The organism is Mesorhizobium sp. AR02 (genome assembly GCF_024746835.1).
Taxonomy (GTDB): domain Bacteria; phylum Pseudomonadota; class Alphaproteobacteria; order Rhizobiales; family Rhizobiaceae; genus Mesorhizobium.
This window is the reverse complement of the sequence record NZ_CP080533.1, coordinates 314195-341049: the sequence shown is the minus strand read 5'-3', so window position 1 is coordinate 341049 and position 26855 is coordinate 314195. Positions and strand designations below refer to the sequence as shown.

26 protein-coding genes and 4 pseudogenes are annotated in these 26855 nt (G+C 58.7%); 12 read left to right on the top strand and 18 right to left on the bottom strand.

Features of this window, described 5'->3' with window-relative positions:
• Positions 1-86: 86 nt before the first annotated feature.
• Positions 87-998, bottom strand: a complete 912-nt coding sequence (locus DBIPINDM_RS43150) for a hypothetical protein (protein WP_258589694.1) — start codon at positions 996-998, stop codon at positions 87-89.
• Positions 999-1309: 311 nt separating this feature from the next.
• Between DBIPINDM_RS43150 and DBIPINDM_RS43145 the strand changes: the two genes are divergently transcribed.
• Positions 1310-1798 carry a hypothetical protein gene (locus tag DBIPINDM_RS43145; protein ID WP_258589693.1) on the top strand — a complete coding sequence of 163 codons (489 nt, stop codon included), beginning with the start codon at positions 1310-1312 and terminating at the stop codon, positions 1796-1798.
• 50 nt (positions 1799-1848) lie between these two features.
• On the opposite strand, the gene DBIPINDM_RS43140 is transcribed toward DBIPINDM_RS43145, so the two are convergent.
• Together DBIPINDM_RS43140 and DBIPINDM_RS43135 are read right to left on the bottom strand one after the other, a co-directional pair.
• Complete coding sequence (locus tag DBIPINDM_RS43140) at positions 1849-2259, bottom strand: hypothetical protein (protein WP_258589692.1); 411 nt, start codon at positions 2257-2259, stop codon at positions 1849-1851.
• Positions 2260-3024: 765 nt separating this feature from the next.
• Positions 3025-3363, bottom strand: coding sequence for a hypothetical protein (locus DBIPINDM_RS43135; protein ID WP_258589691.1), 339 nt, complete (start codon positions 3361-3363; stop codon positions 3025-3027).
• Between the two features lie 455 nt (positions 3364-3818).
• Here DBIPINDM_RS43135 and DBIPINDM_RS43120 point away from each other — a divergent pair.
• Positions 3819-6485, top strand: a pseudogene (locus tag DBIPINDM_RS43120) (EAL domain-containing protein).
• A 157-nt stretch (positions 6486-6642) separates the two neighbouring features.
• On the opposite strand, the gene DBIPINDM_RS43115 reads toward DBIPINDM_RS43120, so the two are convergent.
• Entirely contained in the window at positions 6643-7584 is a 942-nt protein-coding gene (locus DBIPINDM_RS43115) for a DUF72 domain-containing protein (protein ID WP_258589689.1), read from the bottom strand.
• Between the two features lie 1336 nt (positions 7585-8920).
• On the opposite strand from DBIPINDM_RS43115, the gene DBIPINDM_RS43110 reads away from it, so the two are divergent.
• Entirely contained in the window at positions 8921-9631 is a 711-nt protein-coding gene (locus DBIPINDM_RS43110; protein WP_258589688.1) for an SOS response-associated peptidase, read from the top strand.
• Positions 9632-9800: 169 nt separating this feature from the next.
• On the opposite strand, the gene DBIPINDM_RS43105 is transcribed toward DBIPINDM_RS43110, so the two are convergent.
• Entirely contained in the window at positions 9801-10010 is a 210-nt protein-coding gene (locus DBIPINDM_RS43105) for a hypothetical protein (protein ID WP_258589621.1), read from the bottom strand.
• Here DBIPINDM_RS43105 and DBIPINDM_RS43100 point away from each other — a divergent pair.
• The 3 genes from DBIPINDM_RS43100 (at position 10009) to DBIPINDM_RS43090 (ending at position 13130) form a co-directional block, all read left to right on the top strand.
• Complete coding sequence (locus DBIPINDM_RS43100; protein WP_258589687.1) at positions 10009-10533, top strand: inorganic diphosphatase; 525 nt, start codon at positions 10009-10011, stop codon at positions 10531-10533. The two genes, DBIPINDM_RS43105 and DBIPINDM_RS43100, sit on opposite strands and share 2 nt — an antisense overlap.
• Positions 10534-10578: 45 nt before the next feature.
• Entirely contained in the window at positions 10579-12177 is a 1599-nt protein-coding gene (locus DBIPINDM_RS43095) for an IS66 family transposase (protein ID WP_416361821.1), read from the top strand.
• Positions 12178-12845: 668 nt separating this feature from the next.
• On the top strand, positions 12846-13130 hold the full coding sequence (locus DBIPINDM_RS43090) for a hypothetical protein (RefSeq protein WP_258589686.1): 285 nt from the start codon (positions 12846-12848) through the stop codon (positions 13128-13130).
• 555 nt (positions 13131-13685) lie between these two features.
• Here the strand turns inward: DBIPINDM_RS43090 and DBIPINDM_RS43420 are convergent.
• Positions 13686-13884: pseudogene (locus DBIPINDM_RS43420) on the bottom strand (hypothetical protein).
• Between the two features lie 206 nt (positions 13885-14090).
• Positions 14091-14850, bottom strand: a protein-coding gene (locus DBIPINDM_RS43085; RefSeq protein WP_258589685.1) for an IS5 family transposase whose coding sequence is annotated in 2 segments (ribosomal slippage) — positions 14091-14523 and positions 14522-14850 — 762 coding nt in all. Because the reading frame shifts where the segments join, the coding sequence is not laid out codon by codon here.
• A 431-nt stretch (positions 14851-15281) separates the two neighbouring features.
• Here DBIPINDM_RS43085 and DBIPINDM_RS43080 point away from each other — a divergent pair.
• Positions 15282-16227, top strand: a protein-coding gene (locus tag DBIPINDM_RS43080) for an IS630 family transposase (RefSeq protein ID WP_416361820.1) whose coding sequence is annotated in 2 segments (ribosomal slippage) — positions 15282-15620 and positions 15622-16227 — 945 coding nt in all. Because the reading frame shifts where the segments join, the coding sequence is not laid out codon by codon here.
• A 97-nt stretch (positions 16228-16324) separates the two neighbouring features.
• Here the strand turns inward: DBIPINDM_RS43080 and DBIPINDM_RS43075 are convergent.
• Both DBIPINDM_RS43075 and DBIPINDM_RS43070 read right to left on the bottom strand, forming a co-directional pair.
• On the bottom strand, positions 16325-17134 hold the full coding sequence (locus DBIPINDM_RS43075; RefSeq protein ID WP_258589683.1) for a transglutaminase-like domain-containing protein: 810 nt from the start codon (positions 17132-17134) through the stop codon (positions 16325-16327).
• A 94-nt stretch (positions 17135-17228) separates the two neighbouring features.
• Complete coding sequence (locus DBIPINDM_RS43070; protein WP_258589893.1) at positions 17229-18101, bottom strand: transglutaminase family protein; 873 nt, start codon at positions 18099-18101, stop codon at positions 17229-17231.
• A gap of 1108 nt (positions 18102-19209) precedes the next feature.
• Here DBIPINDM_RS43070 and DBIPINDM_RS43065 point away from each other — a divergent pair.
• Both DBIPINDM_RS43065 and DBIPINDM_RS43060 read left to right on the top strand, forming a co-directional pair.
• Positions 19210-19512: a cupredoxin domain-containing protein gene (locus DBIPINDM_RS43065; protein WP_258589682.1), complete on the top strand. Its 303-nt coding sequence runs from the start codon at positions 19210-19212 to the stop codon at positions 19510-19512.
• 183 nt (positions 19513-19695) lie between these two features.
• Positions 19696-19947, top strand: coding sequence for a hypothetical protein (locus tag DBIPINDM_RS43060; RefSeq protein WP_258589681.1), 252 nt, complete (start codon positions 19696-19698; stop codon positions 19945-19947).
• 21 nt (positions 19948-19968) lie between these two features.
• On the opposite strand, the gene DBIPINDM_RS43055 is transcribed toward DBIPINDM_RS43060, so the two are convergent.
• The 4 genes and pseudogenes from DBIPINDM_RS43055 to DBIPINDM_RS43040 form a co-directional block, all read right to left on the bottom strand.
• Complete coding sequence (locus DBIPINDM_RS43055; protein ID WP_258589680.1) at positions 19969-20163, bottom strand: hypothetical protein; 195 nt, start codon at positions 20161-20163, stop codon at positions 19969-19971.
• Between the two features lie 566 nt (positions 20164-20729).
• Entirely contained in the window at positions 20730-20957 is a 228-nt protein-coding gene (locus tag DBIPINDM_RS43050) for a hypothetical protein (RefSeq protein WP_095203452.1), read from the bottom strand.
• Positions 20958-21071: 114 nt separating this feature from the next.
• On the bottom strand, positions 21072-21236 hold the full coding sequence (locus DBIPINDM_RS43045) for a hypothetical protein (protein ID WP_179298170.1): 165 nt from the start codon (positions 21234-21236) through the stop codon (positions 21072-21074).
• Positions 21237-21450: 214 nt separating this feature from the next.
• A pseudogene (locus DBIPINDM_RS43040) lies at positions 21451-21779 on the bottom strand (recombinase family protein); the annotation flags it as partial.
• Positions 21780-21821: 42 nt separating this feature from the next.
• On the opposite strand from DBIPINDM_RS43040, the gene DBIPINDM_RS43035 reads away from it, so the two are divergent.
• A complete protein-coding gene (locus DBIPINDM_RS43035) occupies positions 21822-22004 on the top strand; it encodes a DUF4337 family protein (RefSeq protein ID WP_244571348.1) in 183 nt (60 codons plus the stop codon).
• Positions 22005-22492: 488 nt separating this feature from the next.
• Here DBIPINDM_RS43035 and DBIPINDM_RS43030 read toward each other — a convergent pair whose 3' ends face one another.
• Positions 22493-22681, bottom strand: a complete 189-nt coding sequence (locus tag DBIPINDM_RS43030; RefSeq protein WP_258589679.1) for a hypothetical protein — start codon at positions 22679-22681, stop codon at positions 22493-22495.
• A gap of 121 nt (positions 22682-22802) precedes the next feature.
• Here DBIPINDM_RS43030 and DBIPINDM_RS43025 point away from each other — a divergent pair, with 121 nt between their 5' ends.
• A complete protein-coding gene (locus DBIPINDM_RS43025; RefSeq protein ID WP_258589678.1) occupies positions 22803-22895 on the top strand; it encodes a putative RiPP precursor in 93 nt (30 codons plus the stop codon).
• 83 nt (positions 22896-22978) lie between these two features.
• Positions 22979-23242, top strand: a complete 264-nt coding sequence (locus DBIPINDM_RS43020; RefSeq protein ID WP_258589677.1) for a hypothetical protein — start codon at positions 22979-22981, stop codon at positions 23240-23242.
• A gap of 462 nt (positions 23243-23704) precedes the next feature.
• On the opposite strand, the pseudogene DBIPINDM_RS43015 reads toward DBIPINDM_RS43020, so the two are convergent.
• The 4 genes and pseudogenes from DBIPINDM_RS43015 to tnpB all read right to left on the bottom strand — a co-directional run.
• A pseudogene (locus DBIPINDM_RS43015) lies at positions 23705-24338 on the bottom strand (IS66 family transposase); the annotation flags it as partial.
• Between the two features lie 46 nt (positions 24339-24384).
• The gene (locus tag DBIPINDM_RS43010; RefSeq protein ID WP_258589676.1) at positions 24385-25014 is read right to left on the bottom strand and encodes a dihydrofolate reductase family protein; all 630 of its coding nucleotides are present in this window, start codon (positions 25012-25014) and stop codon (positions 24385-24387) included.
• Positions 25015-25055: 41 nt separating this feature from the next.
• The gene (gene tnpC / locus DBIPINDM_RS43005; protein ID WP_258589675.1) at positions 25056-26588 is read right to left on the bottom strand and encodes an IS66 family transposase; all 1533 of its coding nucleotides are present in this window, start codon (positions 26586-26588) and stop codon (positions 25056-25058) included.
• 69 nt (positions 26589-26657) lie between these two features.
• Entirely contained in the window at positions 26658-26840 is a 183-nt protein-coding gene (gene tnpB, locus DBIPINDM_RS43000) for a transposase (protein ID WP_258589674.1), read from the bottom strand.
• Positions 26841-26855 lie beyond the last annotated feature (15 nt).

Here is a 26855-nt window from a genome sequence, read left to right as displayed (position 1 = left end):
TATCAGGTTCCGCTTATGCTTGAAAAACGCCCGCCCGAATGGAGAAACGGGAGGGCCATTGTCTGATGATGGGATCTAGCGGCTGACTAGCGAGCTAAGAAGATAGCTTCTTCCTCCTCATCGCGTTGCCTCCCGCCTAGAGCCGCCGCAGCGCTAGCGACGAAGGCGCCTATGACCAAGGACAAAGCACTCAAAAGCGCAAAGGTTATAGTTGCCTTCCTGGCGGTGTCGGCGGCTTGCTTTGCCTTTACTTTTGCGTCCTGCACTTTGGCAAGCACTGCATCGACGCGCGCCTTGGCGTCCGCCTCCGACAATCCTGTCCGCGCCGAAACCAGTTGAGACAGATAGGTCTTGTCATCGGCAGAAACGTCGCCCGTCGCTGCGCTGGCGATCAGAATATGAGTTGCCTGTGCCGTTGCCGCCGCATCGCTTTGTGGGTTGGCGGCGGCAAGCTTGGAAGGGTCGTTCGGTCTGAAAAGCGAATCCACGAAGTACGATGTTGCATTGTCGACCGCTCCCGCGTTGGACGATGCACCAGCCGAAGCGCCCATGGCCGCGCCCGAAGCGATAGTCGTCACCGCCTGCGCACCCGAGCCTACCGCTCCAGAGAGGGCCGACCCGAGAACGCCGACGACAAGCAGCGTCGCAAGCGCCCAGGCAAGAAAGCCGTGCACGGTATCACGGAAGTAAACCTCGTCCGTGTGAACGTTCACCCATTTGGTACGCAATCGTCCTGCAAGATAGCCACCTACGCCCGAGGACAGCCATTGGACGATAACTAGCCAGACCGCAGTGGAGACCGCGAAAGTAGTTACCGAGGCGCCCGAGCCGGACCATGGCGAAACCATCGTCAGGCCGAGGCCGGAGCCGAGTAGCATTAGAATGAACGTGAGCGTGCAGGCCGCGAAGGCGCCGGCGATGATCGGCCCCCAGCTGACGGCGGTGGACGAGGATTCGGTGGAGCGGGAAACCTCTACGCCTGAGAGGACTGGTTGCATCGCAGCACCTATCGAACAAAAAGCATGATGAGAATAATGATTGGAATCGGAATTCCAATGAGCCAGAGCAAGATACCGCGTCCCATGAAAACCTCCCGTAAATTGTTAGGACCCAATACCAATTCCTTGCTCGACGTTTCGTTCCCGAAGTCGCCCCAACGAAAAGCCGGCTGCCTCGGAGGGAGCAGCGGGCCTAGTAGTGGTGGCGGAAGTGGGTGGGACATCCTCCCAACTAACGCGCTACCGGAACCAGATGCGCGCAACGAGATTGCATAAGCCTCTACCGCCAAATACGGCATCGGGAGGTGCGCTTGAATCTCGACAGGGAAGTTCGACATAAATCCGAAGACGTCGATGACCAAGTCTTAGCCGATGTGTTGGTCGCGTTACAAAAGCGAGTGAAGATCAGCCACGATTTCGATATTCCCTATATTGCTGGATACAGTGGTGATGCGACGACCGTTTACATAGACCGCCACCTGCCGAGAACGATGGCATGGAAAGGCAGGGAAGTCAGACTGGCACCCTTTTTGGTCACGCACGAAATCGTGGAAAAGGCGTTGTTGGACGAGCTCAGGTTGCATTACCTCCACGCCCACCAGATCGCCCTTCGGGCCGAGCGAGATGCTGTGAGGGGCGCCGGCCTCACGTGGAGAGATTACCAAGCAGTGATGAAGGCTCACGAGAAACAAATCGACGAAGAGACGCTCAAACGTGTGCCTGGCGATTTGGATCTTACGCCGTATAGGGACCTTGACGACTTTCCCGTTTTGGAGCGCCTGATAAAGACGGCCCGATAGAGCCCGCCCCGGCGTGAGCCGAGACGGGCCTCTTGATAATTGCTGCCTTGTTAAGTGATGACGGGCTTGGAACTCTGCACTGCTGCGGTGACGGCCGAAAGCTTCTCTCGCTTGGTCAGGATCGGCTTTTCGTAGGTCTTCTTCATAATATCCCCTGTGTTTCCCTCGGCGCGAGGGTGCCTTCGCGCGACAACTGTTGTCAAGCTGGCGCGAAAAAGCCCGCCGCCTTTCGGCACCGGGCAGGTGTCGACATGCTTGATCGATCCGTCACAAGCTTTCAAACGCGTCGGATATCTCGCGATCTTCTCGCCCCTGGTGAGCCGCTCTAGAATGTCCGACGATAACCGGTCGATTTCCCGAACCTGCTCCGTGGCTCCGTGCTCTTGAGCAATGTGACCAGTTCGCTTTGCTGGCGGGCTGTAGAATATCGGCTCTAATTCGGCGCGCGGATAGGGGACCAACGGATCAAATCCATGCACCGCCCTTCAGCATCAAGAAGCCGGATTTGCATGCACCCCAACTCCCCTCGCATGAGCCTGCTGGCCTCGATAGAGCCGGTTTTGTTCTCTGCGGCACTCTGCTGCTATGGATGGCAAAAAGGTGGCGACTGGCGTGTTCCGGCGCGCCATTGTGTCCCCAGCGGCGGGCTTTTGCCGTCCGAACCGCGATCACCTTCGGAGGTTTTAGCGACGGCGGCAGGCTCTTCAGCGGCTGTCGCTGACCAAAGACCCATCTTGGTTGGCCAGCGTTTCCCCCCGAGGTGAGGCGGGCCATGTGCCGGACAAGCTGGTTGTGACCAGAAACGAAGAATCAACCGACGACGCGGCCATCACCTCAGCCCGATGTTGCGGCACCTATCCCTCCGACCCTGTCGGCTTCACTTACGGTGGTTTCGTCGAATGCTGCTTCTATATGATGGCTGCAAAGCTTTGGTCCGGTTCGAGACCCTTGCAGCAAGGCGCCGGCGTCCTCTTGCCAATAGTCCGGCATCTTGCGCTCCTTGCCGTCCTGCGCTTGGGCGCCACACAGGCGTCGGCTTTCCCGTCTTCCGCTCGACACCAAGGATCTGGTATTCATCGATCGTATAGCTCTTGATCTTCAGCCAGCTTATCAAAGCGCCCGCTCCGGTATTTATCGCGGCAGCGGGCTAAGGCATAGAGTGTGCTGGGATAAGCCAGCATAGGTCAACGAGGGGCGGCGAGGTTGGGTGCCAACAGGTCGTGATCTCACTTAGCCGTGAAAAATGTCAGCAGAACTTTTCCTTTGTCCCCAAGCAAGCACACAAAGCGGTCCGGCGCTCCGGTTTTGCCACTTCGAGCGATGTAGGCTTCGCCCAGAATGACCATTTTGATGGGAACGTCCCCGACGTTGGTGTCCGCCTTGCTAATCGCGAGACTCTCCATGTCGATAACTAGGTCACTGATGTCCTTCGACTTCTCCTGAAGGGCCAACAGGCCAGTGGATTTGCACGCAGTAATCGCTGGGTCGTCGGCCGTCTGCGCAAGGCAGCTTCCAGTCACCAGGCCGAGAATAACTGACGGCGCAACCATGTTTTTGATCAACATATAGATTCTCCAACGGAAGAGCGACGTTGCGCTCTGTGTCCCTACGAAGCAATGCGCCCCCTAGGGAAAGCCATGGTCTTTGAATTCGTTCCTCCTAGTTACACAAATGCCGATTAAAACTAAGAAAACTCGCCTCGGACACACTTGCCGGCTCTCGGCGGGTAGGCGCCAGGCACTGGCGCATTTCGGTTAGTTCCGTATGCCGGCGTTTCAAATTCCTGCAGCCGTGCTTGCCTTTCAAGGCCAGGCTCTCCACCCATTGGCACGGCGCCGGATTCGTTATCCATCTCCTAAGGCGGGCGTGTGCAACCAAAAGAGTAGCAACTAAACCAAGTGCCTTGTACAGCCACCTGGCCAGTTCACCAGCCATTAGTATCTGTAGATCACTGTGCGGATGCTTTTAGCTTGCGGCGACGTCCTTTGCTATGTGCGGGCAGTAATGCGAGGTACTGTGCTTGGTCACGAAATCACTCAAGAACTCCGTCAATACCTCTGAGGCGGCGGGCCTCACCGCGCTGTCAAAACTGACGATCGCGTCATACGAAGCGCTTGAGCGCGAGCTGCGCGGCACGATCGCGACGCTCGAAGGACAGGCGCGTCGTTTCGAGACAGCGATCGACAACATCACCCAAGGCATCTGTTTCTTCGACGCCGATCAGAAGCTTATTCTGTGCAATCGTCGATAGGCGGAAATTTACAGGATTGCACCTGAGCACTTGCATCCTGGGTCCACCCTCGGCGAAATCGTTGAACTGCGCGAGGCCGCCGGGACTTCTGCAATCCCCAGCGACGCCTGCCTAGCGGTGGCCCGGTCGGTCAATTCGGTCGCTGCTTCAAAAATATGGAGCGCCAAGCTCGCTGACCGTCGAACAATTCAGATTTGTCATCAGCCAATGTCGGACGGCAGCTGGGTGGCCACCCATGACGACGTTACCGAGCGCATTGCTAGTCGGCAGATCCTCGACGAGCGGATCTCCCTACAGGCGTTGATCGACTGGGTGCCCGACTATTTATGGGTCAGGGATACCGAAAGCCGCTTCGTCATAGTCAACAGGGCGCTTGCAGCCGACAGCGGCTACGAGAAGACAAGCGACATGATCGGCTTGACCGATTTCGATCTTCACGCGCCGGAACTCGCCCAGAAATTCCGCCGCATCGAGCAGCGTGTTCTCGACAGCGCACAACCGATGATCGACGAGGAGGAGTTTGTTGTTGACGCCACCGGTGGAGGCATGTGGCTTCATCGACCAAGGTCCCATTGCGCAATATCCAGGACGATGTCTTCGGACTTGTCGGCATCGCCCATGACATCACCGCCCGAAGGCGGGCGGACATCCTGCTGAACGGGCAGGCGCATATCCTCGAAATGATTGCGATTGGCGCTCCGCTTGAGGCGTCCTCGACCGACTGATGCGTCTGGTGGAAGCCCAGCTTAAGGGCATATTCGGTTCCGTGCTGCTGCTCGACAAGGTCGGCAGCCATCTGCGGCATGGTGCGGCTCCGAGTTTGGCGAGAGACTACACGAACGCCATCGACGGGGTCGCCGTCGGCCCAAGGTGGGATCCTGCGGGACCGCTGTCTACCGCCGAGAGCCGGTCATCGTCACCGACGTCATGCAGGATCCACTGTGGGAGGATTACCGCGACCTGGCATCGGCTTTCGGCTATCGATCATGCTGGTCCACCCCGATCGTGTCGCAGGGCGCTGTCCTGGGTGCCTTCGCCATGTATTCGATGACGGTGCGAAAGCCATCCGAAGCGGAGACCCGGCTGATTGATTTTACCACCCGCATCGCTGGCATCGCAGTCGAACGCAAACGGGCTGAAGATCAGATCCACTTCATGGCCAATCATGATGTGCTCACCGGACTTCCCAATCGCGCTTTGCTTGAAGACCGGCTTTCGCAAGCGATCTTGTACGCACAGCGATACGATCGCGGGGTGGCGGTGGTGTTCATCGACCTGGACAATTTCAAAGTCTTCAACGACACACTTGGGCACAACGCCGGCGATGAGCTCTTAAAGACCGTCACTGGCCGTATGGTCGAATGCGTGAAGGCGACTGACACTGTCGTACGACTTGGTGGCGATGAGTTTGTCATCGTGTTGTCCGACCAGCCGAAAAACGTCGACCTCGCGTCTGAGACCCTGCAGAACCTTCGGGCGGCAATCGCAGAGCCGGTTCAGATCGGCGAGCGTCAGCTAAGCGCGACGGCCAGTATCGGAATCGCGAACTATCCCAGGGATGGCAGGCACCCAGATACGCTGCTGGCCAATTCCGATGCGGCAATGTATCGGGCAAAGGAACTCGGCCGAGACAATATTCAGTTCTACGCCCCTGAGTTCAACACCAAGGCCCGCGAAAAGCTGGTGCTGCAGGGGGAGTTGAGAAACGCCTTGGCTTGTTCGCAGTTTACCCTGGTGTCTCAGCCGCAAATCGATCTTCGCTCTGGGCAGGTCTTTGCGGTCGAAGCGTTGATACGCTGGCAGCACCCGACGCGGGGCGCCGTCCCGCCGATGATTTTCATTCCAACAGCTGAGGAAACAGGTCTGATCGTGCCGATCGGCGACTGGATACTGCACGAGGCCTGCAGGCAAAACAAGGCATGGCAGCTTTCGGGTCTACCGCCAATGACCGTTTGCGTGAACGTGTCGGCACGGCAATTCAGGGAAAAGTCTCTCGTTGGACGCGTCGTCAATGCGCTGAAGGAAAGTAGCCTGGAGGCTCGATATCTCGAGCTGGAGCTGACCGAAAGCCTCATCATGCAGGACACCGAACTGGCGGTCGCAACGATGAACGAACTGCAGCGCCTTGGCGTCCATATCTCCATCGATGATTTCGGAACGGGCTATTCCAGCCTCAGCGCTCTCAAAACCTTCCCGATTGCACGGCTGAAGATCGACCAATCATTCATCAAGGACGTCGCCAACGACGAGAGCAGCCGTGCCCTTGCAAGCGCGATGATTTCGTTGGGCCAAAAGCTGAATATAAGGGTTATTGCCGAGGGCGTCGAAACCAGCGATCAGGTAGCGTTCCTGCGCGAAAACCATTGTGACGAGATGCAAGGGAACTATTTCAGCGAGCCTATCTCCGCTCTGGCAATCAAGAGTGTACTTGGCTGAGATCGACGCGAGCGCATTGGTAATTTCCCGTACACCGGCAGAGCCAACGCGTTCCTGACCACCACCCCGTGGAACCCGCTGATGTGCGGAGAGCTCTGCTGGTTCGCCCGGCTGTTCAACCGGCAGGCTTGGCGGTCGGTGCACTTCATCTCGTTCGCTATGGATCGGCCGTATCGGCGCTGAGAGGCCGGTGATTGTCCAACGATTGTTCCTCAAGCAAGCGCCGCATCGCCAGGGCATTCTTTGGCGCAAATCCCTCATAGTCGTTATTAAAATATACCCACGCTCTGTTTGCGCCGCTGGCTCGGATTTTGTCGGCCCATTCTGTTAGCTCGCCTCCGCTGTAATTATGCCGATACCAACGGTCTGGACCGTGGAGCCGCACGTAGACGTCATCGGCCGTCCGTACCAGGACATCCGGAAGGCGAGGGCCGCTGCAGGAGCAAAAGATTGTGCCCGTCTCACGAAAGGCGGAGTAAACAGTTTCGTTCCACCAGCTGGCGTGACGAAACTCCACCACATTGCGCCTGGCCGGGTCGAGTTGGCCGAGAACGCTGTTCAGCCTCGCCTTTGTGAAGTGGTAACTGGGCGGCAGCTGGAATAGAAAGCAGCCCATTCGCTCCCCGAGGATATCGGCGATCATTCCGAAATCCCTTACGAGGGTCTTGGTGCCCTTAAACCTTTTGATGTGAGTAATCAGCTCACAGACTTTTATTGTATAGACGAAGCTGCGGTTGCCGGGCTGCCGACCCCAGCTTCTGACATTCGCGACGGTTGGCCATGAATAAAAGGATGCGTTGATTTCGACAGTATCGAACTGGTTCGCATAGTGGTTGAACCATTCGCCTGTAGGCAAATCCGTCGGGTAAAACTGTCCTCGCCATTTCCAGTAGAACCATCCCGAGCAGCCGACATAGGCAAATGCCCCTAAACATGACGCTGGGTCCCCGCACTCTGCGACTGCCCCGGCCAAGCGCGCGGCGTGCATTTTATCTGCACGTCCAACGTTTTCAACTCGCTGCTTTTCCCTGCGCAGCCTACGCCGTTGACGGCGCTCATTAGGTTCATCTCCCTTGCGTTGGATGGCTTCGGTACCCATGAAAAAATCCTTCCCGCCTTAACGCGGGCACAGCGGGATCGCTCCCTGCATTCTTGGAAGGCTCAAAATTCGGCGCACGCTGCTGATTGAGATGCGTTAAGCCCCAAACTCAGTCCTGCGCTGAGCGAACCAAAACTTGCCCGCGTTGAGGCGCGAGTCGCTCGGTCGGGCGCTTCCATAAAAAGGCGAGCGGGATTGCATAAAGCCGTGAGAAATCGAGCGCAACATCGAACAGGCTCCGTTTGTCATCAAAAAACATGCCGCCGGCGGCTGACTAAGCCCTACGTCTCAGCCCGACGGCGCCTCTAGTCGTGCCCTTCAACTAAGGTCACGGGCACAAGATTCGCTCGACAACCGGCTGCCGGACGAGGTTGAGGATAGCTGGATTACGGCGACTTCGAAGGCGGGGTATTATGACGGCGGCACCGCGTTGGTGCGGCCTCTACGCAACGAGCAGCACCAACCGGCCCGTCCTCGACGGGCCGTTCAATACAACAGTCTCGACTACTTGGCTGGGGCGGCTGGGGCGGGCGCCGTCTTTGCAGGCTTTGGGGCAGGGGCGAGAGCAGGTGCTGGCTCAGCGGGCTTCGGTGGGGTGTCGGACACCGGAGCTGTACCGGCGGCCGGCGTCTGGGAGGCCGGGGCTGCGTGTTCGCGGGTTCTGCTGAAGGAGTAATAAGCGGCGATAGCCAAAACAACGATAATCATTACAGCTAGCCATCCCGCGCCACCGCGTCTTGGCCTGATATCTGTTGTCCGGCCAACACCCGAATTCGTATCCAAAGGCGGAATCGGATTGAACGGTCCATTGGGAGTGGGGGGTGTGTTTGCCATGATGTTCCTCCGGGCTAACCATTAAAGCTCTAACGCCCGACCTTTAACCTGGTTGCAGGCGCCTCATCGCGAAGGGGAACTCGTTTCAAACGTCATGCTGTCATTGAGCCGAGGCATTCGAATCAAGAGCGAGACCGCTTATTGCTTCGGAGAACCTGCCAAGCCGCCCAATGATCGACATGCATGTCAAGCTGGACGGCAAAATCGTCTAGCATCTGGAAAAGAGGTTCGCCGACGAGCGGCGGCCGGCGATGGAAATGATGATCGGCTGCCTGCTGCAAGCCACTCAGGATATGCAGCGCAACATCACCGAGATCCGGCGTGACATAAAGGACAGCGACGCGCGCGGCCCCGCGCTTCGAGCAATCTGAACAGCGCGTCACCGCTACGGAAAGCGCGTCGGCAAGCTCAACGCCGACATGACCAGCGTCAAGGAAGTCACCGCTGAAGTCACCGTTCCCATTTTGGTCTTCGCTGACGTCATAGGTGAGCTTGGTCTAAAATGTGTGGACGCGTCTTCGTCAAATCGACAATATCTGACATGGTGCTGCGCTTTGAATTCGCACATCCTGGCGAAGTCGATCGGCTGAGCAACCGATTCCCAGTTTGGAATGGCCGGCCGGCTGATGTCTATCCGATCATCATTCGAGAAGAGCTTTCCACCAGCATGGCCGGCTTCGTGTCGGCAAAATGGGGCTTGGTGCCTGGCTGGGCTCGCGACGGCGGCGGCCGCCCACCACCCGTCAACGCACGCTGCGAAACGATTGCGACGAACGGCATGTTTCGGAAGGCGTATGCCTCACGCCGCTGCTTGGTGCCTGTGGACGGCTACTTCGAATGGCAGAAGCTCGATACGTCGGGGAAGAAGAAGCAGCCTTACGCCATCGCGATGAAGTCCGGCGAGCCGTTCGCCATGGCCGGCATCTGGGAAGAATACGCCGACAACGTGACGGGAGAACTCATCCGCACGTTCGCCATAGCGACATGCGAGCCGAATGACCTCATGGCGACCATTCGCGACCGGATGCCCGTGATCCTGGCGCCGGAAGATTACATGCGCTGGCTTGGCCCAGAGCTGGACCCGCGAAATCTGTTGAAACCGTATCCATCGGACTTGATGACGATTTGGCCCATTGCCTACGTCGGCACGCGCAACAGGCCCGACATCATCGACGAGATCGGCATTGGGCCATCTGACCTGTTCGATCTATAGGCCCCTCGGCTCGGCATCGCCGAAGAAATGGGCGGCGCAAAGGACCGGACCTTTTGACTGCAAGCCATGTCGGGGAGCGGGACGAGGCAACAGAAACCTTCCTTTACCAGCCATCCGAAGACACCAGGGTGTCGTCAAACGGGCGCTGACGCCAGCACGCCTGTGCCGCCTATTTCCCTTCCCGACGCTTTTCGATTTCATACGTAACCCATCGACATAACATGCCAGCAATGGATGCTACGGCGCCGACGAGTAGGCAGCCCATCAGCAACGGGCTTTCTGAAGCGCTTTTCCAACTGACGATGGCAAGCAGGATAACGCTGACCGTGGAGATCAAATAGCCCACGCCCTTGAGCATATGTAGAGGAGCTTTTGTCATGCCTCAAACCTCCTTAGCGCAGGACTTCGGAACATTATCAACGACCCGAAGTTCCAAAGCCGGTTCACATTTGCGAGGCCTTTTAATGCGCGACTTTCTAAAGCTGCCAACGACAACGGGTGGCCTGATCAGGGTGGTGGTTGAAACCCCTCGTGGTGCTGAGGCCAAATTAGCCTATGATCCAGCGTCCCGGGTCTTTAGCTATGTCCGGCCCCTGCCGGTTGGAATGAGTTACCCCTACGACTGGGGGTTTATCCCTTCGACGCTGGGCGAGGATGGTGACCCCCTCGATGGCCTCGTTATTCATCAGGCTGCTACCGCCCCAGGTGTGGTTATCAAATGCCAGTTGCTTGGTGCTTTGCGTGTCAAGCAGAAGGACCAGGACGGCCAGGCCCTGCGCAATGATCGTTTTATTTTCTGCCCTCATAAAGAGGATGCAGAGGACGAGACTGCTGACCAAGTGCCCGAGGTAACCGGGGCAGATTACCGGGCGGTGGGGGTTTGCAGGCGCGTGTGTTCGTGATTCACCCTTTGCGTGACGCTACCACCGACTGATTCGCTTGAAGGCTTGTCGCTTGCGGAACTCCGCGGGCTGGTTTCTGCGCTGATCGGCGAAGTGCGCGGTCTTCAAGGCCGGGTCGAGAGCCTTGAGAGCGAGAATCAGGCGCTACGTGCCGAGAACCAGACCCTGAAGGATGAGATCGCCCGGCTGAAGGACCTGCCGCCGCGTCCCCCGGTCAAGCCGACCAAGCCATCGGGCATGGAGAAGGCGACGCAGCCGACATCTGGCAAGGGCAAGCGCCGCCGGCGCGGCGCCAAGCGCGATGGCGGTCGCGTGAGCCGCACGGTGACGGTTGCGGTGAGCGCACCTGCGGGCTCTCGCTTCAAGGGGTATGAGACGATCCTGGTGCGCGATCTGGCGTTGTCGGCCGAGGTGGTGCGCTATCGCCGTGAGCGCTGGGTGACACCGACCGGCGAAACGATGGTGGCGCCCTTGCCGGCGGGGATCATCGGCGGCTGGGGCGCGAACCTGCGCCGCTTCATTCTGGCCTGCCACATTCAAGGCCAGGTGACGACGGAGCGGTTGACGGCGTTGTTGACCGGGATCGGGGTCGACATTTCGAAGCGCCAGGTGGTGCGGCTGATTTCGGAGGGCCTGGAGGCCTTCGCGGCGGAGGACCGTGACGTGCTGCGCGCCGGGCTGGCTACGGCGCCCTGGATCACCGTCGATGATACGTCGGCGCGCCACGCCCACCAGGACGGCTACACCACCCAGATCGGCGACCGCCGCTTCACCGCGTTCCGCACCGGGCGATCGAAGTCACGGGAGGCGTTCCTGGCGACGCTGCGTGCCGGGCACAGCGATTACTTCATCAATGAAGAGGCCCTGGCCTATATGCGCGGCCGCAACCTCGCCGGTCCGGCGATCACGCGGCTGGCGGCTGCGCCGCACAAGGCATTTGCCGACAGCGCCGCATGGCAGGCGCATCTGGCCGCACTCGGCCTTGACCAGCTTGCGGTTGAGCCCAACCCAGTCAGGATCGCCACCGAAGGGGCGATGTGGGGGGCGATCCGCCACCACGGCTTTCTCGCCGATACCGTCGTCGTATCCGATGATGCCGGCCAGTTCCGCATTGGCGAGCATGCGCTGTGCTGGGTCCACGCCGAGCGGCTCGTCCACAAATTGATACCCGTGACCCCGGATCAACGTCAGGCCGTCGACATCATGCGCCAGTTGATCTGGTGGTTCTATCGCGACCTCAAGAGCTACCAGCGTGCTCCTTGTCCGCGCCGCGCGGCGGCCCTGCGCGCCCGCTTCGAGCGCCTGTTCAAACGACGAACCGGCTACGTCATGCTCGACCGGCTTCTTGCCAGGCTGCATCGCCGCAAGCATGAACTCCTGCGCGTTCTCGATCGTCCCGAGATCCCGCTCCACACCAATGGTTCGGAAAACGACATCCGCGCCTTCGTCACCAAGCGCAAGATCTCCGGCGGAACCGTCAGTGAGGCAGGCAAGAACGCCCGCGACGTCCTGCTCGGCCTGATGAAGACCTGCATCAAGCTCGACGTCTCATTCTTCCGCTATCTCGGCGACCGCCTTGCCATACCAACACAAGAGTCGATTCCGCCGCTCCCGGATCTCGTTAAGCAAGCCGCTCAAGCCTGACTGCCCGGTAATCTGCCCCGGTTACGTGCCCGAGCACCTCAGGCGGGAAATCGAGCAGTTCTTTCTCTCCTCGGTGCTTGGCACCGGCAAAACCATCAAGTTCAAGGGCTGGCAGGGGGCGGCGAACGCTCTAAAAGCGATCAGGAAGGGCATGAAAGCCTTTGCCCCGTACCAACTGACGGGGCAGATCTCACGGAACATTAGACGGCTCTAAAAGTTTGTCCTTGCGGCGAAGATCGGTCCTCGGATCGGACCCGTACACGGCTTTCCTGTTTTTTGCACGAGATCACGCATGTCCCAATCCGTTGAACCCCCGATACTTCCCGAAGAAAGCCCAGATCGCCAGGTTAACTGTGAAGTCGCACTAGAAGCGGCATTCGCTGCCTTGGTGACCGCGTCAGAGGCTCAGGGCTGGACGGCCCAGGAAACGGCTGTAGCTCTACTTAAGATCGCAGAAGAGCACGCGAGGCAAGTCGAGGCCGCTGCCGGCGCTGATGGCTGAGTGGTGGACCTTCATAGGTGAACGGCCGACCGGAATTGGCTTTCCATATGGTGCGGGAGCTTGGCGGTAATAGGCGAAGACGGTGCAGCGCAGTGGGAACACAGTTCAGAAGTGGACGTTCTCCTTTAGGTCACTCGTGTTGAATGACCTAAAGGAGGAAATTCAAATGAACATCAAGATGCTGACGATGGGCGCAATGGCGCTTACAATGATGACTGGCTCGGCGCTCGCGGCTGCCAATGGCACCTCCGCGTTGGACGATCCGGCGAAGATGTCGCCGTTCTTCACCGATGCCGGCATGAAAACGTTGAGGTCGGAAGCGGATTTCAAGACCGCATGGATGGCCATGAAACCCGATGAACAGAAGGCTGTGTTGAAAGACTGCGGCGATACCACAATTAACAAGTCGCATGCGGAATTCTGCGCCATGGCCAAGAAGATGGGGGGTTGAATAAAATCGTGGGAACGAAGGCTCCACGGCATCGTTGCCTAGCAAGCCGGTAGCTCAACCCTTTTACCGGCGTCCCCGTAGACTAAGCCCGTTCCACGAGGACGGGCCTTTTTTCCGGGCGCGGGCCTAACTCCCATTCGGCCTGGGGCGCAGCAAGATTGACATCAAACGTCTCTGGCAAATGCGGGTCGTTACTGATTCCCTTGGGCGTGCGTCGACCGGCAGAAGGATGACCATGGGAGCTTTATGTTCTGGCCAAAGCAGCCGGCACCCGCTTAGAAATAGTATGATCGCCAGCAGGCAAACTAGAAGGCTGGCGGTCAAGACATTCGCGATCATCTCGCCAGCCGCCTTGCGACTCACCAGAAATAAGGTGCCGCCACCTCCTCAGAGTGGATGGCGGGCACGGCCGCGGATAGGGTAAACCGGGCCTGACCGACGGGCTGGCTGTGAGGACGGCGGCCACCGACTGGTATGCAAAGATTTGATCGCAGCATCCTGACACGGTGGATTATGCCCGGCCGAGAAAACAAGCCGCCGCACCGATGCCTGACCCTACTCTGCCGACCCGTTGTCGGTAAATGGGGAGGCGCTGGGTATGCAGCGACCAGCCGGCCGGCGTCGGCTGTTTCTGATATTCTGCTATAGCGGCGGTGCACTGTTCGCGCTTATCGAAGGTGCTCGGTAACACGACAATGCCGCCTTGTGGACCGGCGATTACAAGATACCAGATCAACACTGCGGTTGGAGTCACGGGTCATTCCTTGTGTTGCCCCCAGATCCAGTGGGCGAGTCAATTAATAAACGCGTTCTGGAGGCGAAAGCATGGCGGCAGCGGTGGCTTCGCTTTGCTGCCGCCTGGCTGGATGCAACCGCTCCCGTCGGCTTTGCGAACTTCCACAGCGGCGATCCCGTCATTTTTCGATTGGCAAAAGTCTCTAGGCTGTAGTGACAATTTAATCATTTGAGCCAGAGCATGATGGCTGCGAGCTTGACGAAGCCGAGGAAGTTGGCGGCGATTTTGTCATAGCGCGTTGCGATGCGCCGCCACTGCTTGAGCTTGGCGAAGAAAGCCTCGATGCCCCAGCGGTTCTTGTAGGCGATCTTGTCGCAGCTGTGTTGGTACTTGCGATGGCGCCGCGGCGGGATGACCGGTTCACCGCCTTGGTCGAGGACCACATCATGCAGCCGATCGGCATCATAAGCGCGGTCGGCGATCACTTGGCCGGCAGCAAGTCCCTCGACCAGACCGCAGGCTGCTGCCATGTCGTTTTGCTGGCCGGGGCCGATCTCGAAGCGGACCGGCAGGCCGAGTGCATCTACGACGGCATGAAGCTTGGTGCCGAACCCGCCACGCGAACGACCGAGAGCCTGGGCTTCAGATCCCCCTTTTGCGCCGGGCTCCCGCAGCTTGAGCCTGAGCCCGGATAACGGTCGCGTCGATCATCAGCCATTCCAGATCTGGATCATTGCTGATCGCTTCGAACAGCCGGTCGAACACGCCCGCTTCGATCCAGCGATAGTAACGTCGCTTTGCCCTCTGATGCGGGCCAAACCGCTCCGGCAGGTCGCGCCAGCGTGCGCCAGAGCGAGCGATCCACAAAAGCGCATCGAAGAAGCGCCGGCCATCACTACGGGGGCCGCGCTTGCCCTTGCGCCCGCCCGGCACAAACGGCTTGATCTGCTCCCATTGATCGTCGCGTAGAACCTCACCTTCCAAAGCTGATCCTCCAAAAGTCAGCCTTGAATCTGATTTGCGTCTCGATGGGAATCCCAAGCCGTTAAATTGTCACTACAGCCTAGAATAGTGCGTGGTTCCGTGCGGCTTTTCCGCATCAAAGGGCGTCTTCTCAACGATGCCCCGTTCCCGTACCAGGTCACCGTGTAGGCCACTGTTTCGACATCTCCTCAGCCCGCGCCTCGACGGCCAAGGCTGCAACCAGCACGCGGCCGGCCATCCAGTTCGCGGAGCTATCGCGGTGCAATCGACAATGCGGGCGCCCATCGGTCAAGGCGGCGACGAAGTATGGCCACGAAACGGGCAAGGACATGGGATTGTAGCAGCTAGAGCGGTTCGCGTTTTGTCTGAATCAGGATTCCCAAGACTGAGCAAATCAGATTCGATGTTCTGACCGTTGGAGGTCGGGACAGATGGCCAAGCTTTATTCGATGGATTTGCGAGAACGGGCACTGGCTCGCCTTGAAGAAGGCGAGACGAGCCGAGAGGTAGCTGCGGCGCTGAAGGTGGCCGTGTCGAGCGTGATCAAGTGGGCGGCGCGCAAGCGTCGGTTGGGCAGTGCGGCACCCGGCAAGATGGGCGGTCATCGACCCTATCTGATTGACGGGGAGCATCGTGCTTTTGTCCTGAGCGAGGTCGAGCGGGATGCCAACATAACGCTTCATGAATTGACCGCCGCACTGTCTGAACGGGGTCTCATCATCCACCCTGCCAGCGTCGGCCGCTTCCTGCATCGCGAGGGCAAGAGCTTCAAAAAAAACCGTTCTGCCGGCTGAGCAGCTCAAGCCGAAGCTGATGCGTCGGCGGGTGCAATGGATGCGCTATCAGACCCGCATTGACCCAACGCGCCTGGTCTTCCTGGATGAAACGTGGGTCAAGACCAACATGGCGCCGTTGCGCGGCTGGGGTGTGCGCGGCAAGCGGCTGATGGCTCACGCGCCATATGGTCATTGGAAGACGATGACTTTCATCGCCGCGCTGCGGCATGATCGGGTAGAGGCGCCTTGGGTCATTGACGGACCCATCAATGCGCAGACCTTCCGTGTCTATGTCGAAACCGAACTCATTAAGACACTGAAGCCGGGCGACATTGTCATTCTCGACAATCTCGGGTCTCACAAGGGCCAAGCCGTCCGCGACATCGTCAGGGCCGCCGGAGCGCGGCTCTTCTTCCTGCCGCCCTACAGTCCAGATCTCAATCCAATCGAGAAGCTCTTCGCCAAGCTCAAGCACTGCATGCGACGTGCCGCCAAACGAAGCATCCAGGCCGTACACAACGCTATCGCCCGCACCCTCGACATCGTCACCTCAAATGAATGCAACAACTACATCGAAAGCGCGGGCTATAAGTCAACCTAAATGCGAACCGCTCTAAGCGGGCGAAGAAGCGGGGGACCATAGCCTTGCGCCCGTCGACGCAGGTCTAAATTTGGAATCGGGCTATGCGCGATCGAAGCTAAGTGCCGACCTCTTCGGCAATAACTTCGAAGTGGGCCAGTCTGGACGACCCAAAGCTGGTCGAGAGGGCAACGTCGGTGGCATCCCTTCCCGTCGCCATCAGGATTCTTCCGATGCGGGGGTGGTTGTGCCGTGCGTCGAAGGTGAACCAATGACCACTGAGATAGGCTTGGAACCAGGCACTGAAATCCATGGGATCTGGCACCGGCGGGATTCCGATATCCCCGAGATAGCCGGTACAGTAGCGCGCCGGGATATTCATGCACCGGCACAGTGTAATGGCCAGATGGGCAAAGTCACGGCAAACACCGGTTCGATCGATGAAGCCACCATGGGCAGTGCGCAGCGCGTCGGCGTTCTGATAGTTGAACGCTATGTGGTTGTGAACGAAATCGCAGATCGCCTGGACGCGAGACCATCCAGGCTTTGTGTCGCCAAAGGTCGCCCAGGCGAAATCTCCAAGACGATCGGTATCGCAGTATCGGCTTCCTAGAAGAAAAGTTAGCACTTCATCTGGCAGGTCTTTTATATCGTGTTGTATGGCCTCGGGGGCGACGACGTCCGGTTTGCCGCTGTCGTAGATTTCAAAGGTGGTTGAAATCGTCGTCAGTCCAGCAGGAGCCTCGATCCTCGTGCAGGCATTGCCGAAACTGTCGATGTAGCCCCTCGCTGCGATCGGCCGATCAAAACCGATCACCTGTTCCGTCAGAAGGTCGACCCGACGTGACGGGTGGATTTCCAGGACCAGCAGCATCGGCGTTGGCTTCGGACACTCGTAGGTGAGATTGTACCCTGCGCGTATCCGCATCGTGGCTCCAAATATTCTTGATTGAGGAGACGACCAAACTCCGCTTTGACCAATCGGTTCCACCAGAATCAATGGAGCGAGGATCTAGTCTGCTCTATTCCTTGGTAACTTTCACCTCGACATCCATGCCCAAAAAACTCGAAGCGCTTCCCGAATAGCTGCCGGAAAGAGGGATCGCCTGTCGTGGGTGTCGAGCGACTGCCACCCTGATCAGTTCGCGATTACCGACAATGCCATTGGTCGGATCGAACTCGACCCAACCTGCTCCAGGCAAATAGACCTGGCACCAGGCATGCGTCGATCCTCCCCCTCGTACCTCCAACTTGTCTCGGGTTGGGACGTAGATATATCCGGTCACGAAACGCGCAGCGAAACCAAGCGATCGAACAGCTTCCATCATGAAGAGTGCGAAGTCACGGCATGTGCCTCGCCGCAGATGTAGCGTGACAAGAGGGGGTTGCGTCCCGGGTTCCGTTCGACGGGAATACACAAAGCTTTCGTGGATGGCATAGCAGAGTGTCATCAACAGTGTGCCCGTCTCTGTCTGGCCACCGGCGCTCAAGAATTGTCGTGCCCATTTTCCAATCTCGTCGCCTTCGTCGGGATGATGACGCTCGATCGTTTGGGAAAGGTCGGCTGCCTCGTCAGATTCGTAGGAGAACGGATAGCTGAGTGCTGCTTCGTCGATGCGGAAATCGGGGGCGTGCTGAGGTGTATGATCAAGCCGAATGGCTGTTTCGAAGTGCAGTGCTTTAGCCGCCGCCTTGAAATCGAGCACCGCAACGCAGTTTCCAAAAACGTCGTGGATCCACCGGAGCTCATTCGGCTCGGGATCAATGACCATGGCGTGGTCTAGAAGTCTCTGGTCGAAGCTGTCGCGCGGTCTGAATATCAGCCGGTGTTCGCCAAACCTTACAGGTCGGCTGTAACGATAGACGGTCGAGTGCCTCACTGAAAAAATAGGCATGACGTCGTTTAATGCCTTCTGCATACACACACCGGTTTCTCCCGGACGATCGAGTGGCCTCGGGCGCGGAGAGACGCAACGCCTAACAACTCAAAGCGGCCAAAAACTGGCCACGATAGTCCACGGCCTTGCAATCGCCCGGCTTCTACAATGTCGCTGTCAATGGGCCAGGACGCGCAACAGGGCATAAAGGTCCATGGAGAGGGGGACACGCGATGCCTCAAACCTGCTCACCTCTCGGTTCGAACTTCCCCACCGAGATACGTCTGATGCCTGGATTTGTAATATCCTGCCCAAGGCGTAATGTCTCAACTGGTCCGTTTCGACACCCTTGCGAGCGAGCGCGAAGAAAACGAAGGCAGACAAGCACGCCGAAACGTTGGCTTACACGGTGATTTGGTACGGCAAGCAGGGCATCGTTGAGAAAGCGTCGTTCGAGACCGAGAAGGTGCACGGGATCATGCGCTGGCGACCTTTTCCGCTCGAAACATGGGCGGTATTGTAGCGGTCGAGGTTCGCAAGGACGACGGCACGGTTGTATTCAGCCAAGCGGGCCCCAACTAATCGTCCGCATCTTGGTCAGGTTTAGAATGAGATTTTCGGTCCCCCATCCCTGCTCCTTGGCCGAGGCCTCAACGGGCTAAGACGCAGCACGGCGGCGGCATCATGCACTGAACGCCAACCTATCGAGACCGTGGGGATTAGCAGACCTTTGCCCTGGCCTGTAGCCCAACGGCGTATTGCTTCTGTAACGTCGAGAATTCCGCTGCGCCTTATAGTCGGGCCTCTCGCAGCGTGATCCACGATCGGTAACGCCCATGTTGATCAGCTCTCGCGTCCGGGCTTCGGTAATCCGGGTTCGCGCGCAAGGAAACGGATGAGAGCCTTCTGGCTCCTCCCAGACGGATCGCATCCTTTCTGAACGAGTTAGGAACCCAAGGGGTGTCACGACGCAAGCGCAAGGCCTGCGGCCAACGACTATCTGCCGGTGCAGGCAATCGATGAGGAAAGCCAGACGGTACCCATAAAAAGGTTGACTTCGTGGCATGAAAGCCTATGCGCCAGCGTTAGTGCAGGATGAGGGTTCGCGCTCAGGAGGAAATCCATCATGCGCACTATGCTCGTTCTTGCTCTGCTCGCCTTTGCCATGCCCGCCTACGCCGCCAACCATGCGGTCCAGATCAAGGGCATGAAATTCAACCCGGCGAAAATCTCGGTCGCCGTTGGCGATACCATCACTTTCACCAATGCTGACCCGATGACGCACACCGCCACCGCGCTTGACGGCTCCTTCGACACCGGCCGTCTCGCCACCGGCAAGAGTGCCAAGGTCAAGATATCAGCGGCCGGCGCACACCCGTTCCATTGTGCGATCCACAGCTCGATGAAGGGCACTGTCACAGCGAAATAGCGGCATTCTCGCTGGGCTGTCTTCTGCGCGGCGAGTGATTATCGATTTGACAATCACGTCACACGGAATGACTCGCTAACCGATTGTCGCAAGCGTAGAATCCAATTGTCGCTGGCCACTTTAGCGGGCGCTGGCGCTTGAAAGAGCCGATCACGCTTTCGCCCCTCTGGAGGGAGAGAGCACATGCTTTTGAATGGCATTGCCGATTCGGAACAAATGGCGATCCTCACCAAGGCTTTGAATGACCATTGCTTAGCCTTTGGTATCTCGGATGAATCGGAACGGGAAATGGTCGCGGTGCTGGTCATGTCACTGTTCAATAACGGCGCGACTAGCGCTGAGGAATTGAAGTCCGGCCTTTACGGGTTTCAGATCGCAATCGGCGCTATGAGCAGCAGCGTCACGGCTAGACTGCTGCCCAGCCGTAGCAGCTAGCTTCACGTCCGTCATCGCCCGTCACCGTGGAGGCCAATTCGGAAATCCTTGAGGTTTGGCCTGGCTGATTACCCTTGCTTCTCTAAGGATCGAGGAACGATCGAGGCCGACCATCGATATGATTTCGCGTATTTGTTCCTCAGTGACCTCCGCTTCGCGTGCCAGAGCGCGCACACCTTCGGGCGTCATTTCGGGCCGTTTCGTTTCTTCGGCCATCACACAAATCCATGGCTCCATCGGACAATAAGTCTCCGGGCGCCACGTGGTTCCGAGCCGGTCGCGCATTTCTCGCCGGGAACGATTGCTTAGAAACGGAGTTCCTTGACTGCTGCGGACCGCGTCAACCGGGCTTGGCGGTACGGTGAACAGGATGGTTTTCCCGGTTTCATATCCTGGCTAAGGAATGGCAATACCATCTGTCCCGCCCGGTCTGCAGCATCCGACATCGTAAGCCGCTGACATTGACTATTCGTAAGCCTGTCCTGCGGCGCTCTGGTTGCCGATTAAGCTTATCTAGGAAGCAGACCATGGCCCATGAAACCGAACGATCGAAACTCGACCGATTCGCCACGTCCATCCCTAAGCACGAATTCGAATTTTTGATGAAGATCGGGAGCTTGGACCGACAGGAGGTACTCGCTCTCATCGAGAAACACGATGGCGACCGGGAGAAAATCTATCGCGACCTTGCGCAGCGGCGAGCGCGAAGGATGGCTTCGCTATAAGGCCTTCGTGTCGGACAAGGATGGTAACTAACGCTGTTCGGTAGACCACGAGCTTAGTTACTTCTTGCAGCTTGGCATTTTCTTCATTGCAGCGTTCGCTTCCGCCTCGCTTTTGTATGTGGTCTTCGCGAGGTCAATAACCAGGGTTCCGTCAGGCTTCTTCGTGACCACCTCGCACTGCTTAGAGACCGCGTCTTTCGCCACCCACCACTGTTCGGTGGCCCCAATGGCCGACACAGTAAATTGACTGAGAAGCGCCGTAGTGATTGCGATTTTGCGTATCATTTGATTTCGCTCCCTCGGGTCAACACAGAACGTACGGTTTCATCCTCTGTTCCGTCGATGAACGGTCTGATGTCCATCTCTGTCGCCAAGCGATTGATATCGGCCAAGGTGGGGTCAGCGCCGCTCCGGCTTCGGCGTGATCTCCTCGACTCGGACGCTGTCGCCGATCTCTTTCGCCCAGCCCAGTGCCTTGGCCTTGTCGTCCGTGGTCAGCACCGTGCGCCAATGCGGCTTCTCGAAAACGCTGACGACGTAGGTAGTAACGGGCTTATCTGTCATCTCTTCCCTTCGGTCAGTAAAAAGCCCGCGCCTCTGGCGGAGAACGCGGGCCGATCAGGCCATCGCCCGATCTTCAGCAGGCGATAGAGGGCACCTGCCGCAGGCACAAACTTTAGATATGGCTAATGGTCCGTCAAGCCGGTTCGAAGTTCCAGTTCATCGCGAGTCTACCCCCTCTAAACCGCCTCCCTTGGGGGACGCCCTGATCGCCTTGTCATGACGTGATCTCCCCTTTGGCTGAGGAAAGCCTATCGTGATTGAAGATGTCAGCGACGGTTTTCTTGCTGATGCCGAGATCTCGCGCGATCCAACGGTAGCTTCGCCCTTCTGCTCTCAACGCGATGACCTTTGGCGCAAGGGGATCTGATTTAGGTCGGTCGCCAGCTTGGCGGCCGAGTTTTTTGCCGCGTGCTTTTGCTGCGGCGAGGCCGGATTTGACCCGTTCGCTGATCAGGTCGCGTTCGAACTCCGCGATGCCGGAGAGGAAGGTCGCTAGACTAGCATCCGCCCATGCGGTGACGACAGGTCGAAGGCCATGCCGCTCAGGCCAAAGCGGTCGATTTTGAAAAGCAAGTCGATGGAAAACTGCACGACAGCGATGTCCGGGCGCATCGACATCACGTCCTGACATTCGCAGTAACGCTTCTGCACATTTCGATCGCCGTCGCGACGCTGTCCATCATCATGCACGGCAAGCGTTGGCCGTGGATTGGGTCGCTCGCCTTGGGCGGGTTTGGGCTGATCGCGGCCGGCTTCGCCTACAACTGAGCGCGCGGTTCAAACGGACGGCAGTACCGTCGAGATTTCATGGAGGTGATCTAGCCAAGGGTTCACAATCCACCCGACAGCGCCTCCGGTCTTTTGACGGCTCAAGACAACAACGCCGATTGCCGCGACGGCCGCAGCGATTATCGTATTGCTTCTTAGCCGGCGGCTTTCTTGTAGAGGGTCAGCAAGATGGCGCCCGCTGACGACCTGCCAGTTCCCCAGATAGGTCACGAAGAGCATCAGCCCGTTGGGTAGTGTCTCAGTTTGAAATTTGATCGAGATTGAAGCAACGATTTCGACCGAAGTCTACATGTGCCTTTCGCGCCAGAGCCCTATCGCCAGTCCCGCCGCGACAAAGAAGCCTGCCGTACTCGCCCACATGGGGATAGTGAGACCATTTACAGTGACCTCCCAGCCTAACCAGAGCCGTAGCGCATGCATTATGGCTATCAAAACCAGGAGGACGACGGTAACGGTTGTGAAGGGCTTCATGTGTCGTCGCCCTCCACGGCACGCTCAAGATCATACAGTTCGATCGATGTGCCGTCGCTGGCATAGATGCGGAATTTGATATTCCCCGCTTTGAGTTCGCGCGCTTGGCTTACGACCTGCCTGCTGGACAAGTCGTTGATCACCAGGACGTTTGGCTCGTTACCAAGTTTTGTGGAATAACTCACTGCCCTGCTCCCATGCTGCTAAGCATATAGGAGACCGGGAACGGATGCGACAACGACGCGGTCAAATTTCAAACTGAGACGCTACCCAATTTGGCGCTTGAGGGTGAAACAGGGGATTCCTATGAAGAAGACATACGAGCGGCCGACTTTGGTGAAGCGCGAGAAGCTTTCCGCCGTCACCGCAGCAGTGCAGAGTTCCAAGCCCGTCGCTTAACAAGGCAGAAATTATCAAGAGTCCATTCCGGTTCACCCCGGGGCGGGCTTTTCGTTTGTCCGCGCGCGGCTTATCGTCGCCACATGACGACGCTCTCCGAAATCAAAGCATCGGGCATGGGATTGATGGCAAATTGCGCTGGCCCGAATTGCGGCCACGGCAAGCCGCTGGACATGGACATGCTGATAGAGCGATTTGGGACCGACTATGAGATGGTCGGCGAGAGGCGGATATCTGCATCCCTCAAATGCGATCGATGCGGGCGCAAAGGCGCCGTCATCCACTCGCTGGCCAATACGATGCCAAACGGATACGCCAAGGCGAAGGACGATAGATCCGACTGCTGATCCGACATTTACCGGCGCCCATTCATTATTATCACGCGGCGGCTTCGCTATAGCACATCCGTCACAAGAAAGGCCCGTCGCTCCCCGTACCCCTCCGAGCGGCGGGCTTTCTCTGTGTACTTCGCGGGGCTGGTTTTCATCCGGGTTTGGGGCCGTTTTCAGTTCGGGAGCCATTTCAGCGCAAAGGCTTCGCGTGTCCGGCTGCGAGGGTCTGCTGCCAAAACCTTTTATTCAACGGCGGGAACGTTGGGGGCGCTTGCTTGTTTGCTGAATAGCGGCGCGCATCTCCCCGGATAAAGGCCGCTGGCCAACGTCCCTCATTGGTCGGCCCGCGCTCTGTGCAACAGGCGCGGGCCATTCCTTCTTAGGCCGAAAATGCTTCCTAGGAACATCGGCATGGCTGTGCTCCAGTCGGAGGGATTTTGCGTTTGCGGACAGCCACTTCCAATGTAAGCGGTGTTCTCAGGCCACGGCCTTGAGCTCCGAGGCGCGGATATAGGCCCAGGGCAGGAGTTCGTCGATCTGGCTGTTAGGATGGCCGTTGACGATTTTGGTGAGCGCGCAGGCGAGATATCCGGGCGGCACGACGCCGTTGAGCTTGCAGGTTTCGATGAGCGAGGCGCGATGATCGCCCAATGCTCGGCGCCGCCATCGGAGCCGGCGAAGAGTGCGTTCTTGCGGCTAAGCGCTATTCCGCGGATGGAGCGTTCGATGACGTTGCTGTCAATCTCGATGCGGCCGTCGTCCAGGAAGCGGGCCCTCCCGGCGCGAGAGCGTGTAGCGGATGGCCTCGGCAAGCTTGGTCTTCTGGCTGATGAGGCCGAGCTTCTCGCGCAACCAGGGGTCGAGATCGGCAACGATCGAACGGCTCCTCTCCTAGCGCACGGCGCGACGTTCCTCGACCGACCGGCCGCGGATGTCGTCCTCGATTTTGTAGAACTCGGCTATCCTTGTCGGCGATCGGTGCGGGACCGGCTGCGGCCAATTCATAGAAGGGCCTGCGAACGTGCGCCAGCAGAAGCGAGTGTCACCGCACGCTTGTCGGGAGAGTGCGGTAGGCGCCATAACCGTCGACCTGGAGGATGCCCTGAAGCCCTCGAGTTGCTCGGGCAGCAATCGCTTCAGATAGTTCTCAAGCAGCTTCAGCGAACGATCGGCGACGCCGACATCGCCATCGGCTTTGGTTTGTAGGTCCCCACGATCACACCGGTCTTTGTGATGAGCTTGTCCGCAAGTTCAAGCTTAGTGAAGACCACGGTGTCATCGAACAGGCGACGTCCCTCCCCAATCACGAGCGGGTGGATCATTAGGATGAAGGTGTCGATGAGATTGTCCTGCATAAGCGAGCGCACCAACTCTCCGGCGCCGAAGATGATGAGGGGTGTGCCGACGGTCTTCTTTAGCTTGGCAACGTTGGCGCACGGATCGCCGGCGAGCAGAGTCGAGTTCTCCCACGGCAGTCGGTAACTTGCATTTCTGGTGACCACGAACTTCTGCACATTTGTCAAAGCCTTGGTCATCGGACTGTCCGGCTGCCGTACGTGCCATCCTTCGTAAAGGTCCTCATATGTGATGCGTCCGGCCAGCAGCGCCCAGCCGCCGCTCATATGTTTGCCGACGACCTCTTCCAGGGCGGGGTCATGATCTCCTACTGTCCAGCCCCCGTGCTTAAACCCCCCACGGTTATCTTCGTCCGTGCGTGCTGGCGCCTGATACACGCCATCAAGTGAGAGGTGTTCTGCGGCGATGATCGTGCTTGGTGCGTTGGCCATGACTTCCTCCGTTGTGTTGCCATCATCAGTAAGCGCTGACCTCAGGCCACGGCCCTGAGTTCGATGGCCCGGATATAGGCATATGGCAGGAGATCGTCGATCTTGCTGTTTGGGTGGCCGTTGACGATCCTGGTGAGGACATCGGCGAGGTAGGCGAGTGGCTCGACGCCGTTGAGCTTGCAGGTTTCGATCAGCGAGGCGACGACGGCCCAGTGCTCGGCGCCGCCGTCGGAGCCAGCAAACAAGGCGTTCTTCCGATTGAGCGCGATCGGACGGATCGAGCGCTCGACGGTGTTGCTGTCGATCTCGATGCGGCCGTCGTTGAGGAAGCGCGAGAGGCCTTCCCAGCGCGAGAGCGTGTAGCGGATCGCCTCGGCGAGCTTTGTCTTCTGGCTGATCAGCCCGAGTTTCTCACGCAGCCACGGCTCAAGATCGGCGACGATGGGGCGACTCTTTTCCTGGCGCATGGCACGACGCTGCTCGGCGGATCGTCCACGAATGTCGTCTTCAATGCGATAGAGTTCAGAGATCCGTCTCAGCACCTCGCTGGCGATCGGCGCGGGACCGGCCGCGGCGAGTTCATAGAAGCGCCGGCGCACATGTGCCCAGCAGAACGCGAGCACGACGCCGCTCTTGTCGGCGAGCACGCGATAGCCGCCATAGCCGTCGACCTGCAGGATTCCGGCAAAGCCCGCCAGATGAGCGATCGGACGCTCGGCCTTCCGGTCCGGCGCATAGACATAGGCGACGCCCGGCGGGTCGCTCCCTTCCCATGGTCGGTCATCGCGGGCATAGGCCCAGAGCTGTCCAGTCTTGGTCTTGCCGCGGCCGGGATCGAGCACCGGCGCGGTCGTCTCGTCGGCGAAGAGTTTTGGTGAAGTCTTCAACTTGCCAAGCAGCCGCTCATGCACCGGACGTAGGTGCCAGGCGGCGCGGCCGACCCAGTCGGCGAGCGTAGAGCGATCGAGATTGATGCCCTGCCGGGCGTAGATCTGCGCCTGGCGATAGAGCGGAAGGTGATCGGCATATTTTGAGACCAGCACCTGGGCGACCGTTGCCTCGGTCGGAAGACCACCCTCGATCAGCCGGGCCGGCGCGGGAGCCTGAACCACCACGTCCTCGCAGGCCCGGCAGGCATATTTGGGTCTGCGCACGACGATCACACGCAGCTGCGCCGGAACGATATCGAGCCGCTCGCTCACGTCCTCACCGATCCGATGCAGGCTATTGCGGCAGCACGGGCAGGCATGGTCCTCGATGTCGACGACCATCTCCGTGCGCGGCAGATGGGGTGGCAACGCGCCGCGGTTCGCCCTGCGCTTGGTGACACGCGCCTGACGTTCGCCAAGAGCGGTCTGTGCCTGCTCTTCGTCACCGGCGGCCTCGATCTGTTCGGCCTCTTCGAGCCCCAGCAGCAACTGATCCTCGGGGAGCGTCTCAGCTCTTCGGCCGAAGCGGTGACGCTGCAATTCCTTGATGATCTGGATCAGCCGGGCGTTCTCGACATCGCGGGCCAGGACCATCGCCTTCAGCGCATCCGGATCGTCGGGAAGCTGGTCAGCCGTCATCGCCATGAGCGGATCAGATCATATTCGCCGGCGCCGGGCGACAGTGGAATCCGGGCTGATTCACTTGGTCGCGGATCACCCCGCCTGCACCGGAACGCGGGTCCGGCGGGCTTCATGGACCCGCCGCCAGTCGAGACCTTCGAGCAGCGCCGACAGCTGCGCGGCCGTCAGCCGCATCATGCCGTCATGGACTTTCGGCCAGCGGAACTCACCATCCTCCAGACGCTTGTAACTCACTTGGAAATGCAGGCGGTTCATCGTCCCCGTTGCAGT

Excerpts from the sequence above, each read along its gene's own strand:
- DBIPINDM_RS43150 (WP_258589694.1), bottom strand. The coding sequence starts at position 998 with ATGCAACCAGTCCTCTCAGGCGTAGAGGTTTCCCGCTCCACCGAATCC.
- DBIPINDM_RS43135 (WP_258589691.1), bottom strand. The coding sequence starts at position 3,363 with ATGTTGATCAAAAACATGGTTGCGCCGTCAGTTATTCTCGGCCTGGTG.
- DBIPINDM_RS43115 (WP_258589689.1), bottom strand. The coding sequence starts at position 7,584 with ATGGGTACCGAAGCCATCCAACGCAAGGGAGATGAACCTAATGAGCGC.
- DBIPINDM_RS43110 (WP_258589688.1), top strand. The coding sequence starts at position 8,921 with ATGTGTGGACGCGTCTTCGTCAAATCGACAATATCTGACATGGTGCTG.
- DBIPINDM_RS43100 (WP_258589687.1), top strand. The coding sequence starts at position 10,009 with ATGCCTCAAACCTCCTTAGCGCAGGACTTCGGAACATTATCAACGACC.
- DBIPINDM_RS43105 (WP_258589621.1), bottom strand. The coding sequence starts at position 10,010 with ATGACAAAAGCTCCTCTACATATGCTCAAGGGCGTGGGCTATTTGATC.
- DBIPINDM_RS43090 (WP_258589686.1), top strand. The coding sequence starts at position 12,846 with ATGAACATCAAGATGCTGACGATGGGCGCAATGGCGCTTACAATGATG.
- DBIPINDM_RS43075 (WP_258589683.1), bottom strand. The coding sequence starts at position 17,134 with ATGCGGATACGCGCAGGGTACAATCTCACCTACGAGTGTCCGAAGCCA.
- DBIPINDM_RS43070 (WP_258589893.1), bottom strand. The coding sequence starts at position 18,101 with ATGCCTATTTTTTCAGTGAGGCACTCGACCGTCTATCGTTACAGCCGA.
- DBIPINDM_RS43065 (WP_258589682.1), top strand. The coding sequence starts at position 19,210 with ATGCGCACTATGCTCGTTCTTGCTCTGCTCGCCTTTGCCATGCCCGCC.
- DBIPINDM_RS43060 (WP_258589681.1), top strand. The coding sequence starts at position 19,696 with ATGCTTTTGAATGGCATTGCCGATTCGGAACAAATGGCGATCCTCACC.
- DBIPINDM_RS43055 (WP_258589680.1), bottom strand. The coding sequence starts at position 20,163 with ATGGCCGAAGAAACGAAACGGCCCGAAATGACGCCCGAAGGTGTGCGC.
- DBIPINDM_RS43050 (WP_095203452.1), bottom strand. The coding sequence starts at position 20,957 with ATGATACGCAAAATCGCAATCACTACGGCGCTTCTCAGTCAATTTACT.
- DBIPINDM_RS43045 (WP_179298170.1), bottom strand. The coding sequence starts at position 21,236 with ATGACAGATAAGCCCGTTACTACCTACGTCGTCAGCGTTTTCGAGAAG.
- DBIPINDM_RS43025 (WP_258589678.1), top strand. The coding sequence starts at position 22,803 with ATGAAGAAGACATACGAGCGGCCGACTTTGGTGAAGCGCGAGAAGCTT.
- DBIPINDM_RS43020 (WP_258589677.1), top strand. The coding sequence starts at position 22,979 with ATGACGACGCTCTCCGAAATCAAAGCATCGGGCATGGGATTGATGGCA.
- DBIPINDM_RS43010 (WP_258589676.1), bottom strand. The coding sequence starts at position 25,014 with ATGGCCAACGCACCAAGCACGATCATCGCCGCAGAACACCTCTCACTT.
- tnpC (WP_258589675.1), bottom strand. The coding sequence starts at position 26,588 with ATGGCGATGACGGCTGACCAGCTTCCCGACGATCCGGATGCGCTGAAG.
- tnpB (WP_258589674.1), bottom strand. The coding sequence starts at position 26,840 with ATGAACCGCCTGCATTTCCAAGTGAGTTACAAGCGTCTGGAGGATGGT.